Genomic DNA, 13883 nt, shown 5'->3' with positions numbered 1-13883 from the left:
TATTTTGCATCTTTGCGCTTTATTCAAAATATAGTGCTATATGCTGTTACGTCTATTTATTTTTGTGTGTTTTGGCGTTATAATGCTACCATTACAAAAAGCTTTTTCGCAACTTAATGAAAAAATGGAACCTGGCCATCGCGATACCATCTTGAGCGAAAAGCAGGAATTTCAACAACAACCCGGATTGGCCCTTGCAGCTTCTAAGATTTTCTTTTCTGACAAACGTTATGCTATCAGTGGTTTTGGTGAATTTAACTACGTACCTGTTCAGACAAATGTTGACAAAGGTTTGGGCGATCTGGAACTATATTATTCCGGCTTATACCGTTATTCCACTTTCTTTGGATATAAAATCACCGACAAACTTATATGGAATTCTGAATTTCAATTGGAGTTTATACACGATGGGGATAGAGAAGCGCAACACGAAATAATGGTAGAAGCATTTGTTGATTATCTTTTTAGGGATTACCTCAAGGCGAGGATCGGTTTTTTTCCGCTTACTATCGGATATGTAAACAATAATGATGAACCTATCATGTTTTATGCGGTGAATCGATCGGAGGTAGAACGGTTGATTATCCCTTCTACATGGATTGAGTTTGGTACAATGTTGTACGGAAACATTTCAAACGCATGGAATTACACACTGGGTTTTTCACAGGGTTTAAACAGCAAAAATTACTTAAGTGGTACCTGGATCAGACAGGGGCGCGAAATAAGGTTCGATCTTCCTCGGGCTATTAGTGTTAGTCCTCAACTTAATTATATAGGTGTAAAAGATCTGACACTATCTGTGTCTGGCTATTATGGAGATTCCGGACAAGGAGAAACGGTTATTTTAAATGATGTGGAAAATCGTGTGCGAGCAAATATCGTCCTAGGATCGGCCTATGCCAAGTATGATTGGAATAATTTTAGATTGTTGGCCTTGGGGACATATGGAAAACTATCCGATTCAGATAAAATATATGAGTTAACCAAACAAGATGATGGGATAGGGCAGGTGTTGGGAGAAAATGTTTATGGTTATCTTTTTGAGGCTGGGTGTGATGTGCTTCCCTATATAAGAAAACGTAAGCCCGTGAGTAGTGAGTCGAATTGGTTCTATGATCCTAAACAGATGAAATTGAGCTTTTTTGGTAGATACGAACGTTTAAATACCCATCAACAGGTGAATCAACATTTACGATCGTTACCACGAACAGAAAACAACCTTGCTATCTGGACAACCGGGCTGAACTTCAATAGTCGCGAGAATATTGTTTTTAAGGCTAATTACCAATATCGAAAGAATAAGTTTGAAGGCGATTTACATCCATCTAAAAACTTGGTAGAAACTGGAATAGGTTTTATTTTCTGAGCGGCGAAAAACGTCTTAATAACAAAAAAATAGCTGTTTTTGAGGTTTTTTGCTTAATGGTAGAATATAAGATCGATTTTGCCGGCAGCTCGTTAATTCCAAAAATGATATAATGTTGATATTTTGAGAACATTTTAGCTAATGTAAGTGTTTATCAATCAATATTTAAATCAACTTTCAATAATCAACATTCAAAAACCAAGATTATGAATTTGGAATTTGCAATCAACAATAGAACGCAAGGTTCATTCTATGCGGTGTATACGCCCGTTAGCTGTACCTTAAGACGAAGAGACGGTCAACCAGGCGCGGCGCCTGTGCCTGTGTTGGTTCGTAATCAAAACACCAATCAGGGTGGACAATTCGTGTTTTATACCGATTTATCTGCTCCACCAAGTGATTCGTTTATTTTGCAAGTGCCTGGAGATGGTTCTACCGTTAGCTTCTATATCGGAGGTAAACCAAACGCTCCAAGTACGAATTACAATGATGCTGCAATCGATTTTAGAAATGGTGGCTTCTCGCGCCTAGTCGTTCGGTTCACCATCCGAATTCGGAAGAATGCGAATAATCTAACGGTAGTGGAGCGGGATAAGTTTTTGAACGCATTTGTGCGCGTGGTGCAGGAAGGAATTTATCAGCAGTTTCTAGACATGCATAATGAAGCGGTAAGTAGCGAGATTCATAACCGAGCGGCTTTTCTCCCCTGGCATCGCATTTATCTCCTCGACCTGGAAAGACATCTGCAATTGTTCGATAGAAGTGTAACTATTCCGTACTGGGACTTTCAGGCCCCTGCACCTAACGTGTTCAGCTTGGATTTTATGGGCATACCGGCCAGTGGGTCTGGTGGACAGTTACAATTCAGTCCTAGTAACCCGTTAAATAATTGGTACCTGGAAAATTTGCCACCCCTTGCCCGTGTCCCCAGATTCAATACACAGCAGGATCGTGCTCTAGTGGAAGCACGAGCGACCACGCTGGCTAGACAACCTGGATTCAACAGCTTTGCCCGTATGGAAGGCAACCCTCATGGGAATTCCCACACCTCTTTTACAGGGCCCATAAATTTTGCACCAACAGCTCCTCAAGACCCCTTGTTTTTTATGCTGCATGCAAATGCTGACCGTATCTGGGCCGAATGGCAAATGCTAAATCCATCAAATGTGTTATTTGATGGGACAAACTTGTTGGCCTATAACCCTTCCACAATGAGGTCGCCTAATCCGCGAATTGGCGATTATCCGGATGATACGATGTGGCCTTGGAATGGAGTTACCGGAAATGGACGACCTGACACTGCCCCTGGTGGCCCCCTTATTGATTCGCCATTTACGAATTACCCTGGTCCGGAACCTAAAGTAATTGATACTATTGATTATCAAGGCAGGATAACGGGAAAGAGCCTCTATTTCGACTACGATCACTTACCTTTTGATAATACGGTTCCACCGCCGAGTCCACAGCGCTCAGGAATGGCTACAACAGCCGGCGCATTAGCCGTACAGGAACATCAAGAAGCCAATAAGCGTTTGTCAAATGCATTTCGCGAGTCGGAAACAGCAGACGAACTCATAAGGTGTTTAAACCACATTGATATGTTAACGGAAGAAGATGATATAACTAAGGCTATTGCCATATTAAAGGATACAAAACTTGATGCTGGTCTTAGAGCATTAGCGTTAAACCGACTCATTGAAGTTGTTTCTTTGAATGAAGACTTGTTCATATATGTTTTAAAGGTCTTGGAGAATCAAGAAGAGCCCTCCGAGCTCAGAAAGGAAGCGCTTAGGACTATCGAGACCTGCAGCTTTACTTCGCCAATCTTTCCGTCTTTAAAGCCCAAAATTATTCAGGTATTCCGTGGTCTGACAGATGACCACGATCAAGAAATTCGTGAGAACGGTATGAGTTTCCTTGCCAAATTTAAAGATGAATTTTTACAACGTTTATTAATAGAGGGCTTAGAGGTCCCTCAAAAAGCACTTGTACCGGAAGAGTTCGCCATAAGTCTTTTAGGTTATGATATTCACGCGGGTATTTACCCCTTATTGCAAAAAATCGTACGGACAACGAACAATGACAACAGTCGCGCCGCAGCCCTATACCTGCTCGCAGGTGATCCCAACGCGGAAAAACTATTGGTCGAAACTTTCCTGAATAAAGACGAGCGATTTGATGTACGCAAGAATAGTTTAATTGCCCTAAAACAACAATCTCCTGAGGATTTCCTGGAAATTGCTTTAAAAACGATTGCTGACAAAGACGAAAACGAAAATATCCGAATTATTTGTTTAAATGCTGTTCGTCAAATGACTCACATTGAAAAGACAAAGAACCGCATATTTACGCAGCTGCAGCGCATAAACCTACAAGAGGTACCAACCACCTTAGCACGTGAACTCCATACACTCTTGGCACAACAAGCTTCTGATGAAAACGGTGAAAACTTGTAGTCTAATCATTGTTGGTTAAAAAGCGTCATTGATTACCTGTAACCCGCTAAATTATGGATGAGTTTGCATTTAAAACCCGTATAGATGAGCTCAGGGCCCAATCCGATGCGAAAGGGCTCATCTCTTTTTTGAAGGAGCAACACCCGGCGTATAAGGAAAAAAGTGCCAACGCCGTTACACGGATGCGGGCTTATGTTATATATTCTTTTTATCTAGTTGGCCTTCCTGAAGAGGCGTTGCTTTTTATTTATGAAGAATTGGAGTCGAGCAAAGAGCCTTATTTGATAGCAGCGGCAGCTATTGCGTTACGAAGATCGCCGCAAAAATACACTGAAATGGCTGCTTTGCTGGTTACTGCCATTCATAACGTAAAATCTTCAGACACCTATATTTCCTTTCATAATTATTACCAACCCTGGCCATTAAATAATCCAACCACCGCCATTGGTGAGGTGCTGACCACTTTGCAATGGTTAGGTGCCTACGCAAGAAGTGTTTTACCGAAACTTCATACGCTTAGCCTTAACAGCAATCACTTCCTTAACGCTGAAAACTTAAGAGCACTTCGAGAAACTATTCAAATCATCGAACAGGATCAGACTATAGTAAAAGATTGTTGCAGTGATATTGCCGACTTAAACAGCCTGAGCACGGTTAATGCAAAGAAAAACAGGAAAAACTCCTTGAAACAGGTTTTACTTGAGGATCACGACGGAACGCGAATACCATTGGGGGCCTTACTCAAGGGAAAACTTACCCTCATTGCTTTTTTTTATACCAGGTGCGACAACCCGCTCAAGTGCTCTTTAACCATCACTAAACTAGCAGATCTGCAAAAGAAATTAGCGACAGCTTATTGGAACAAAGAAGTTAATTTAGTGGCGATCAGCTACGACTCCTTTTACGATCTGCCGTACCGGATGAAAAAATATGGAGAAGCCAGAGGGATGATGCTTAACGAGCAAGCACGTATGTGTAGAGCGCTGCCAGATATTGGCGCGCTCAGTGATTATTTCGACTTGAGTGTCAACTATACAGGGGAAGTGGTGAACCGCCATGCGATAGAACTTTATTTATTAGATGATAAGGCACAGATCATCAAACGCTTTAACCGAAGACAAATAGATAATAGCCGGATAATGGCTAATTTGGAAAAGATTGTAGTCAAACAGCAAACGAAAGTGGGGCAGTGGTTTTCAAACCTTAGGTATATGACAAATAGTGCCGCTTCTGTCGTATGGCCGGTGATGATATTGTTGCTTCCGAAATGCCCGTTTTGTTTTGCGGCATATTTTAGTGTATTGGGCATAGCCAGTATGCAGGTGATGCCTTATTTAAAATATATTTTCCCGATCCTTTTATGTGCAATGGCTATCAATATATATGCACTTTATAAAATGGGCTTAAGACGAAACAGCTTCATTCCATTGTACCTGTGTGTTCTGGGCTCCACACTGGTTATTGTATTTGGTTATTTTAGTCCAATGCAATTTGGCTTAATCGCCGGATTGATACTGCTCTTTTTGAGCGCCACGCTAAACAGCCTACCTAATCGGGTTTATTTAAAACTAAAGACGAAATTCCATTTGTTGAGTTAACCGTGGTATGGTAAGGTTGTACTGTTTAATTTGGAAAAACAATAAAAGGGCCCTCAAGATCGAAAGCCCTTTTATGTGTCCGAACACAAATTAAGATCGGTTAAGTACCCCCAACAGGATTCGAACCTGTGACCCACGGTTTAGAAAACCGTTGCTCTATCCAGCTGAGCTATGGAGGCCTGCTTCTTTAAAGCGATGCAAAGCTAATAAAATCTTTTATTCTGACCTAGATTTATGTGAAAATATTTTTCTATTAACCCCCTCTAAATAACGCTGAAGTACTATTGCATGGTTATATTCTTTATTATGAGCAGCATAAAGTAGCGTTACCCGCCGGTGATCATTCCATAGGCCAGTAAGCGCTTTCAGTTGCTGATTGCTTTCAAGTTCATGGAGGTAGCGTGTTTCAAACGTAGGCCAGCTGCCGCCTTGGTGAAGCCACTTTCTAAGTGCGGTAGATGGAGCGATATCTTTGGCCCAGAAATCTATCTTAGCTTTCTCTTTGCTGAGACCTCTTGGCCATAACCGATCAATAAGCAAACGAAAACCATCTTGCTCTTCTACGGGGTCATATATTCGTTTAATACGGTAAACAGTCATATTTCATCATGGGCGGGTTTTCTTTGCTTTAACAAAATAAGTAAAAAATTGTGTGTGCGTTAATCAATCGATTGCATGTCCATACTAGTGTCTATGTTACACAATTATTTTGCAATACATTTGTAAATCTTATAAAATATAACTTATTTAGTAAACTAATCAAAAACAAAAAGGCCAATTAAATAAAAATAATGTACAGAAAACTGATCAGTTTATCAATACTCGCTATTTCTCAATTAACATTGCATGCTACACAAGATACCAGCAGTTACACACAGGCTATAAACGGAACAAACCTCAGTTTCGAAATGAAGGCGATTCCCAAAGGCAAATTCAAAATGGGAAGCGAGTCGGGGAATCCAGATGAAAAACCTGTTCACGAGGTAGAGGTTGACGGCTTTTGGATTGGCGTACACGAGATAACATGGGATATTTTTGAACCTTTTTTATATAAGGATTATGAAGTGAGCCAAAGCATCGACGGAGAAGTACCATCAAATGTGGACGCCGTTACCAGACCTACAAAACCTTATTTAGATATGACTTTTGGCATGGGAAAAGAAGGGCATCCCGCCATCGCAATGACGCATTATAATGCTATTCAGTTCTGTAAATGGTTATATGAACGTACTGGCGTTTTTTATCGGCTACCAACGGAGGCAGAATGGGAGTATGCTTGCCGCGCTGGAAGTATAGGTGATTACTGTTTTGGAGATAGTGCAGAAGAACTAGAAGAGTATGCTTGGTATTTGGATAATAGTGATGGAAAAACACATCCGGTAGGTACTAAAAAACCAAACGCATGGGGTTTATACGACATGCATGGTAACGTGTCTGAGTGGACATATGATCAATATGATGAAAATTTTTATGCTTCCAGTCCCTCAATGAATCCAGTTAATGAGCCAAAAAAATTGTACGCGCACAGTGTTCGTGGTGGCGCTTATGACGATGAAGCTTTTGATGCGCGCGCAGCTTCACGCTTGGCATCCGATCCTTCCTGGAAACAGCTTGATCCGCAGATTCCAAAGAGTAACTGGTGGTTCCCTGAAGCTCCATTTGTCGGCTTCCGGGTGGTAAAGCCGTCCGTCCAACCTTCAAAGGCCGAAATAGATGCATATTATAATACCCCCCCAATTATTGACAAATAGGTAACTTTATCAGATATAAACAAACAATAAACCGAAAATGAATAATACATCAAAATTACAACAGCAAAGGCGTGATTTCCTGAAAGCGTCTGCTGTTATTGCAGGAGGGACCATGTTAAGTAGCATCCCTCTAATGGGCCATTCTTCTGTAAATGACATCATAAAAATAGCTTTAGTGGGTTGTGGTGGCAGAGGAAGCGGAGCCGCGGCACAAGCGCTTTCAACCAAATTTAATGTCAAACTTGTGGCCATGGCTGATGCCTTTAGAGATCAATTAGACAACAGTTATAAAGATCTCGAGGAAAATTTCAAAGAGAAATTGGCAGTACCTGAAGAGCACAAATTTGTAGGTTTTGATGCCTATAAAAAAGCTATTGAGCTGGCCGATGTAGTCATTTTAGCAAGTTCGCCGGGATTTAGGCCCGATCATTTTGAAGAAGCTGTTAAACAAGGTAAGCATGTTTTTATGGAGAAACCTGTTGCCGTTGATGCTCCTGGAATCCGTAAGGTATTGGCTACTGCCGAAGAAGCTAAAAATAAAAAGCTTAATGTAGTTGTTGGTTTACAGAGAAGGTACCAAAAAAACTATCGTGAGACAATTAAACGTATTCAGGATGGCGAGATAGGCGAGATTGTTGGCGGACAAGTATATTGGAACAGTGGTGGTGTATGGGTAAGAGAACGTAAGCCTGAGCAAACTGAAATGGAATACCAGATGCGTAATTGGTTTTATTTTAACTGGTTATGTGGTGATCACATAGTAGAACAACACGTACACAATATCGATATAGCAAATTGGGTTAAAGGTTCTTATCCGGTTTCAATTGAGGGAACGGGAAGTAGGGCTTGGCGTACCGGCAAAGATTATGGTGAGATCTACGATAATCATTCTATAGAAATGACTTATGCAGATGGGTCTGTCATTTACAGTCAGTGCAGACATTTCGAAGGCACGCAAAATAGGGTAGACGAGACTTTCTTTGGCACCAAAGGTAAAGCATACCTATCTGCCGGCAATGCCGGTAAGTTATGGGATCATCAAGGTAATTTGCTGTTCAACCATCCGACTAAAAGTCAGGCAAACCCTTATCAGACCGAACATGACGAGTTATTTGAAAGTATCAGTAAGGGAGAGTATAATCATTGGGATGCCGAATACGGTGCAAAAAGTACCTTAACAGGAATAATCGGCCGATATGCAACATATTCCGGTAAGGTAATCAAATGGGATGAGGCTTTAAATGCTAACAACTCATTGATGCCTGAAACGTTGGATTGGGACGCCAAACCTAAGATTTTACCCGATGAAAACGGTCTGTACCCATATGCTCAACCGGGCTTATTTAACTGGCAAAAAGCATAAGGCACATGTTTTTTAATTTCGGTAGAACAAGGGGCTTTGTAAAGAACACATCCAGCTGCTGGCTTTGCGTTTTGGCACTCTTGTTCTGTTCCTTTAGCATCAGTGAAATAGACGATGAAAAGGTTACTTTGACTGGCTTTGCACAGGGAACCAGTTACAATATAACCTACTATTCAAGTTTAAATAAAGTATATAAAAGTGAGATAGACAGCATTTTAGATGTCATAGATAATTCAATGTCTCTTTATAAAGATAATTCATTGATCAGTAAATTTAATACCGAAAATGACGGGATCACGATAGATGATCACTTTAAAAAGGTTGTTGAAAAATCAATACAGATCTATGAAGACACCAACGGTTTATTTGATATTACCGTAGCCTCTCTGGTAGAAGCGTGGGGTTTTGGTGTAAAGTCAATAAATGAATACCCAGACAGCGCAACGATACGTAATCTAAAGGCCTGTGTTGGTACCAATCTGCTTATATTGGAGGGTAACTATTTAAGTAAAAGCAGACCTTGTGTTAAAATAGATGTAAATGGTATTGCTCAAGGTTACAGTGTTGATGTAGTTGCCAATTACCTGCTCAGTAAGGGGATTAACGTTTTTGTAGTAGAAATAGGAGGAGAGCTAAGGATAAATGGGCTAAAGCCTGATGGGGATAAAATGCGTATTGGCATCGAAGGTCCTTCGGCTGATAATCAAGAACCTGTAATAAGGCATGTTGTTGCTTTACATGAAGGAGCCATTACAACCTCGGGTAATTATAGAAAGTATAAAACAAAAGACGACAAACGAATTTCACATTTAATTGACCCCCGCTCTGGTTTTCCTATCGAAACGCCACTCATCAGTGTCACACTGGTTGCTAAGGATGCAATTACTGCCGATGGATATGATAACGCTATAATGGCAATGGAAATCGACGACGCGTTACAGTTTGTTGAAAATCATAAGGATATGGAAGCCTATATTATTTATCATGATAATGCTGAGGCTAATAAGCAAGGCGTAGTAAGAGATACCATGACCAGTGGTTTTAAAAAATTACTAACTAATTGAAGACATTTACAAAATGACAGCGCTCACATTATAAATCTAGCTATATAATTACCAAAAAGATGAAAAGAAATGAATTTTTAAAAAACAGCTTATTAGCAACGGGAGCAATTGTAAGCGGCAGTTCGCTAATGGCTGGCACGAATACCGGTACAACGACTGTTTTTTCAACTAAGGCCAATGGACCTTTTAATCTAAATTACGGTCCCCATGACGGCATGTTCAAAAATTCAGCAGGCAACAATTTTCTTGATCAGATTCAATATATGTACGATCAAGGTTTTCGCGGTATTGAAGATAATGGTATGTCTGGTCGTTCAACGGCCGACCAGGAGAAAATCGGAGATTTATTAGCAAAGCTGGGCATGGAAATGGGGGTTTTTGTGCTAGATAAAGGTGGAAATGGAGCCAATACCTTGGCTGCGGGAAAAAAAGATCACATTGACGTATTTCTGAAGGGGTGCCATCAGGCAGTCGAAATTTCCAAAAGGTGTGGTGGCAAGTTTACAACGGTGGTGCCAGGCGATTTTGCCAGAAATTTTTCCCTTGACATCCAAACAGCAAATGTAATTGAAGCTCTACGACGGGGAGCCGAAATTTTAGAACCTCACGGCATAGTGATGGTACTTGAACCTTTAAGTGATACACCAGACCTTTTTCTGCGTACATCCAATCAGACCTATCTAATTTGTAAGGGCGTAAACAGCCCCTCATGTAAGATACTTTACGATGTCTACCATATGCAACGTAATGAAGGCGACTTAATTGCGAACATGGAAAGAACGTGGAGCGAGATTGCTTATATTCAAACCGGTGACAACCCGGGGAGGAATGAACCAACAACAGGTGAAATTAATTATAAAAACCTATTTAAGTTTCTTCATGAAAAAGGCTATAAGGGGGTAGTCGGTATGGAACATGGTATTTCGGGAAGTGGCAAGGAAGGCGAGCAACGTTTAGTGGAAGCTTATCGTGAAGTAGATAATTTCATGTAGTAATAATGATGCAAAAAAAGCCGTTAAAACAATTTAACGGCTTTTTCTTACTTTTTATCGTTGCGAAAGACTTAATCTTTCTTTTTTGTCGCGTCTTTTACACCTTCTTTCGCGTCCTTAAAGCCTTCCTTAGTTTTATCGGCAACTTTATTGGCTGCATCCTTAATATCTTTACCGGCTGCACTTGCAGCATCTCCAACTTCGTCTTTAGCTGCATTTAGGTCGCCCTTAATGTTTTCACCAGTAGTTTTTGCTTCACTTTCAGCTTCTACAGCAGTAGCATCTACTCCTTCTTTAGCCCGCTGACCTACTTGCTCTAAGGTGTCGATACCTTCATCAATTTGTTCACCGATAGTTTCATCATCAATAGTGGTGTCAATAGTATCTGATGAGTAGCTATCTTCTTCAGTATTTGAAGCATTGTTGCACGCTGCAAAGGCCATAGCAGCAGCGAAAGTCGCAATTAAACCTAATTTCTTCATTGTAATTTTTTTTTAATTTACCCCAATTGTAACAATTACGATGCCAAAAGGTTTTACAATTAGGAATAAACCTCTTTCTTAGCTGCAGCCAAGGTGTTTTTCAATAATCCGATAATGGTCATTAAACCTACACCTCCAGGCACCGGTGTAATATAAGAACTCTTTGGAGCCACCGATTGGAAATCAACATCTCCGTAAAGTTTATAGCCTGATTTGGTTTTCGTACTCACCTCACGATTAATGCCTACATCAATCACGATCGCTCCCTCTTTAACCATATCTCCTGTAATAAAATTTTTCTTACCAATAGCCGCGATAACAAGATCAGCTCTTAAGACCTCCTCTTGGAGGTCCTTCGTTTTGCTATGGGTCAACGTAACCGTACAGTTACCCGGTTGGGTGTTTCTTGCTAACAGGATACTCATAGGGCTGCCCACGATATTACTCCTACCTACGACGACAGCGTGCATGCCTGAAGTATTTATTTTATAATGTTCCATCATAAGTAAAATACCGTAGGGAGTGGCCGGAATGAAACAGGGCAAATTGCGTTGCATTCTTCCAAGGTTCACTGGGTGAAAGCCGTCAACGTCTTTTTTATAATCAATTGCTTCGGTAACGTTTTCTGGATCAATATGTTTAGGTAATGGCAACTGTACGATGAGCCCGTCTATCGTTTCATCCTGATTAAGCTCTCTAATTTTATTGATCAGTTGTTCTTCTGTAATATCGTCTTCATATCGAATGTTGGTTGAATCAAAACCTACCTGCTGACAATTTCTCATCTTACTGGCAACATACGTTTCGCTCCCCCCATCATGGCCAACCAAGATAGCCACTAAATGAGGTTTTCTTCCGGTTGTCATTAAAAAATCGGCTGCTTCATTAGCAATGTCCTTTTTTATTTTCTCTGATACAAGTTTACCGTCTAATAGTTGCATATGTGATAAGTATCTTCCTATTTATTATGATGCTAATCCAATTTCAAAACTGCCATGAAAGCCGACTGCGGAATTTCTACATTACCTACTTGGCGCATCCGCTTTTTACCTTTTTTCTGTTTTTCAAGGAGCTTGCGTTTCCTTGAAATATCTCCACCATAACATTTAGCGGTAACATCTTTCCGTAAGGCACGCACATTTTCACGAGCAATTACTTTTGCACCAATTGATGCCTGTATGGCAATCTCAAATTGCTGACGAGGTAACAGCTCACGTAGCTTCTCACATATTTTCTTTCCAAACTCATAGGAGTTGCTTCGATGGATCAATGAAGAAAGTGCGTCGACTGGTTCACCATTAAGGCGTATGTCTAGCTTCACAAGATCTGATTGTCTGTAACCGATCTGATGGTAATCAAAAGAGGCATATCCTTTGGATATTGTTTTGAGTTTATCGTAAAAATCAAAAACAATCTCGCCCATGGGCATTTCGAAAACCAGCTCTACTCGATCAGCTGTAAGATAGTTCTGGTTAATAATAACGCCACGCTTCTGAATACATAAGGACATTACCGGTCCAACAAATTCAGCTTTGGTAATGATATTTGCTTTTATATAAGGCTCTTCCACATACTCCATTTTACTAGGGTCTGGAAGATCTGAAGGATTGTTAACCTTTATCTCACCATCTCTGGTAGTATACGCTATATAAGATACGTTTGGTACGGTGGTAATAACCGTCATATCGAACTCTCTTTCCAAGCGCTCTTGGATGATTTCCATATGTAGCATACCTAGGAAACCACAACGGAATCCAAAGCCCAGAGCAGCGGAAGACTCGGGTTCAAAAACTAATGATGCATCGTTCAGCTGCAAACGGTGCATACTTTCCCGTAACTCCTCATAATCTTCCGTATCTACCGGATAAATACCCGCAAAAACCATGGGTTTTACTTCTTCAAAACCTTGAATAGCTTTTTCGCTAGGCCGTTTTACATGGGTGATGGTATCACCAACCTTCACTTCACGTGCCTCCTTAATACCGGAAATGATATATCCTACATCGCCTGTGCGAATCACGTCCTTGGGTACTTGACTGAGTTTCAACGTCCCAATCTCATCAGCTATATACTCTTTACCTGTAGCAATAAATTTTACTTTATCGTTCTTTCTGATTTCACCATTTTCTACTTTAAAATAAGCCATAATACCTCGGAAAGAGTTAAACACCGAATCAAATATGAGTGCCTGCAATGGTGCAGCGGGATCTCCGACAGGCGGTGGTACACGTTCTACTATAGCTGTCAAGATATCTGGAACCCCTAAACCGGTCTTTCCCGAAGCGGGTATAATATCCTCTCTTTTTCCTCCAATGAGCTCAATAATCTGGTCTTTTACTTCTTCGGGCATTGCCCCCGGTAAATCCATTTTATTTAAAATCGGAATTATTTCCAAATCATGTTCAAGCGCGAGATACAAATTAGAAATAGTTTGTGCCTGTATTCCCTGTGAAGCATCTACTATAAGTAATGCCCCCTCACAGGCGGCAATGGAACGTGATACTTCATAAGAAAAATCAACGTGCCCGGGTGTATCAATGAGATTTAAAACATATTCTTCCCCCTCGTGTTTATAATTCATTTGTATGGCATGACTTTTTATGGTAATGCCACGTTCTCGTTCCAAATCCATATTATCGAGCAACTGGGCTTGCGCCTCACGTTGTGTAATGGTGTTGGTGAATTCTAACAAACGATCTGCCAAGGTACTTTTACCATGGTCTATGTGTGCAATGATACAAAAATTGCGGATGTGCTTCATGTAGGCAAAAAAATTGCGTATTAAACGGCAAAGATAAAATTATTACGCTT

11 protein-coding genes and 1 tRNA gene are annotated in these 13883 nt (G+C 40.6%); 7 read left to right on the top strand and 5 right to left on the bottom strand.

The features are described 5' to 3' along the window. Positions 1–124: 124 nt before the first annotated feature. From H8S90_RS17965 to H8S90_RS17955, 3 genes are all read left to right on the top strand, one after another. Entirely contained in the window at positions 125–1366 is a 1242-nt protein-coding gene (locus tag H8S90_RS17965; protein ID WP_222852125.1) for a hypothetical protein, read from the top strand. Between the two features lie 206 nt (positions 1367–1572). Next, complete coding sequence (locus tag H8S90_RS17960) at positions 1573–3822, top strand: tyrosinase family protein (RefSeq protein ID WP_187339229.1); 2250 nt, start codon at positions 1573–1575, stop codon at positions 3820–3822. 53 nt (positions 3823–3875) lie between these two features. Next, on the top strand, positions 3876–5420 hold the full coding sequence (locus H8S90_RS17955; RefSeq protein ID WP_187339228.1) for an SCO family protein: 1545 nt from the start codon (positions 3876–3878) through the stop codon (positions 5418–5420). A gap of 105 nt (positions 5421–5525) precedes the next feature. On the opposite strand, the gene H8S90_RS17950 is transcribed toward H8S90_RS17955, so the two are convergent. After that, positions 5526–5599: transfer RNA gene (locus H8S90_RS17950), tRNA-Arg, on the bottom strand. A gap of 37 nt (positions 5600–5636) precedes the next feature. After that, the gene (locus tag H8S90_RS17945; RefSeq protein WP_187339227.1) at positions 5637–6020 is read right to left on the bottom strand and encodes a DUF488 domain-containing protein; all 384 of its coding nucleotides are present in this window, start codon (positions 6018–6020) and stop codon (positions 5637–5639) included. Between the two features lie 191 nt (positions 6021–6211). Between H8S90_RS17945 and H8S90_RS17940 the strand changes: the two genes are divergently transcribed. From H8S90_RS17940 to H8S90_RS17925, 4 genes are read left to right on the top strand one after another with little or no spacing between them, the layout of a single operon-like run. Continuing rightward, positions 6212–7171: an SUMF1/EgtB/PvdO family nonheme iron enzyme gene (locus tag H8S90_RS17940; protein WP_187339226.1), complete on the top strand. Its 960-nt coding sequence runs from the start codon at positions 6212–6214 to the stop codon at positions 7169–7171. 37 nt (positions 7172–7208) lie between these two features. Continuing rightward, complete coding sequence (locus H8S90_RS17935) at positions 7209–8534, top strand: Gfo/Idh/MocA family protein (protein ID WP_187339225.1); 1326 nt, start codon at positions 7209–7211, stop codon at positions 8532–8534. 5 nt (positions 8535–8539) lie between these two features. Then, positions 8540–9598, top strand: a complete 1059-nt coding sequence (locus H8S90_RS17930; RefSeq protein ID WP_187339224.1) for an FAD:protein FMN transferase — start codon at positions 8540–8542, stop codon at positions 9596–9598. Between the two features lie 59 nt (positions 9599–9657). Beyond that, on the top strand, positions 9658–10590 hold the full coding sequence (locus tag H8S90_RS17925; RefSeq protein WP_187339223.1) for a hydroxypyruvate isomerase family protein: 933 nt from the start codon (positions 9658–9660) through the stop codon (positions 10588–10590). 71 nt (positions 10591–10661) lie between these two features. Here H8S90_RS17925 and H8S90_RS17920 read toward each other — a convergent pair whose 3' ends face one another. The 3 genes from H8S90_RS17920 to lepA are packed head-to-tail and all read right to left on the bottom strand — an operon-like array spanning position 10662 to position 13833. Beyond that, on the bottom strand, positions 10662–11072 hold the full coding sequence (locus H8S90_RS17920; protein ID WP_187339222.1) for a hypothetical protein: 411 nt from the start codon (positions 11070–11072) through the stop codon (positions 10662–10664). A 59-nt stretch (positions 11073–11131) separates the two neighbouring features. Beyond that, the gene (locus H8S90_RS17915; RefSeq protein ID WP_187339221.1) at positions 11132–12013 is read right to left on the bottom strand and encodes a bifunctional 5,10-methylenetetrahydrofolate dehydrogenase/5,10-methenyltetrahydrofolate cyclohydrolase; all 882 of its coding nucleotides are present in this window, start codon (positions 12011–12013) and stop codon (positions 11132–11134) included. Positions 12014–12045: 32 nt separating this feature from the next. Next, complete coding sequence (lepA, locus tag H8S90_RS17910; protein WP_187339220.1) at positions 12046–13833, bottom strand: translation elongation factor 4; 1788 nt, start codon at positions 13831–13833, stop codon at positions 12046–12048. Between the last annotated feature and the right edge of the window lie 50 nt (positions 13834–13883).

The organism is Olivibacter sp. SDN3, from assembly GCF_014334135.1.
Taxonomy (GTDB): domain Bacteria; phylum Bacteroidota; class Bacteroidia; order Sphingobacteriales; family Sphingobacteriaceae; genus Olivibacter.
This window is presented reverse-complemented; position numbering and strand designations above follow the sequence as displayed.

Bases quoted from the DNA above. Each gene is read 5' to 3' on its own strand.
- H8S90_RS17930 (WP_187339224.1), top strand. From the start codon at position 8,540: ATGTTTTTTAATTTCGGTAGAACAAGGGGCTTTGTAAAGAACACATCC.
- H8S90_RS17915 (WP_187339221.1), bottom strand. From the start codon at position 12,013: ATGCAACTATTAGACGGTAAACTTGTATCAGAGAAAATAAAAAAGGAC.
- H8S90_RS17945 (WP_187339227.1), bottom strand. From the start codon at position 6,020: ATGACTGTTTACCGTATTAAACGAATATATGACCCCGTAGAAGAGCAA.
- H8S90_RS17965 (WP_222852125.1), top strand. From the start codon at position 125: ATGGAACCTGGCCATCGCGATACCATCTTGAGCGAAAAGCAGGAATTT.
- H8S90_RS17955 (WP_187339228.1), top strand. From the start codon at position 3,876: ATGGATGAGTTTGCATTTAAAACCCGTATAGATGAGCTCAGGGCCCAA.
- H8S90_RS17920 (WP_187339222.1), bottom strand. From the start codon at position 11,072: ATGAAGAAATTAGGTTTAATTGCGACTTTCGCTGCTGCTATGGCCTTT.
- H8S90_RS17940 (WP_187339226.1), top strand. From the start codon at position 6,212: ATGTACAGAAAACTGATCAGTTTATCAATACTCGCTATTTCTCAATTA.
- lepA (WP_187339220.1), bottom strand. From the start codon at position 13,833: ATGAAGCACATCCGCAATTTTTGTATCATTGCACACATAGACCATGGT.
- H8S90_RS17960 (WP_187339229.1), top strand. From the start codon at position 1,573: ATGAATTTGGAATTTGCAATCAACAATAGAACGCAAGGTTCATTCTAT.
- H8S90_RS17925 (WP_187339223.1), top strand. From the start codon at position 9,658: ATGAAAAGAAATGAATTTTTAAAAAACAGCTTATTAGCAACGGGAGCA.
- H8S90_RS17935 (WP_187339225.1), top strand. From the start codon at position 7,209: ATGAATAATACATCAAAATTACAACAGCAAAGGCGTGATTTCCTGAAA.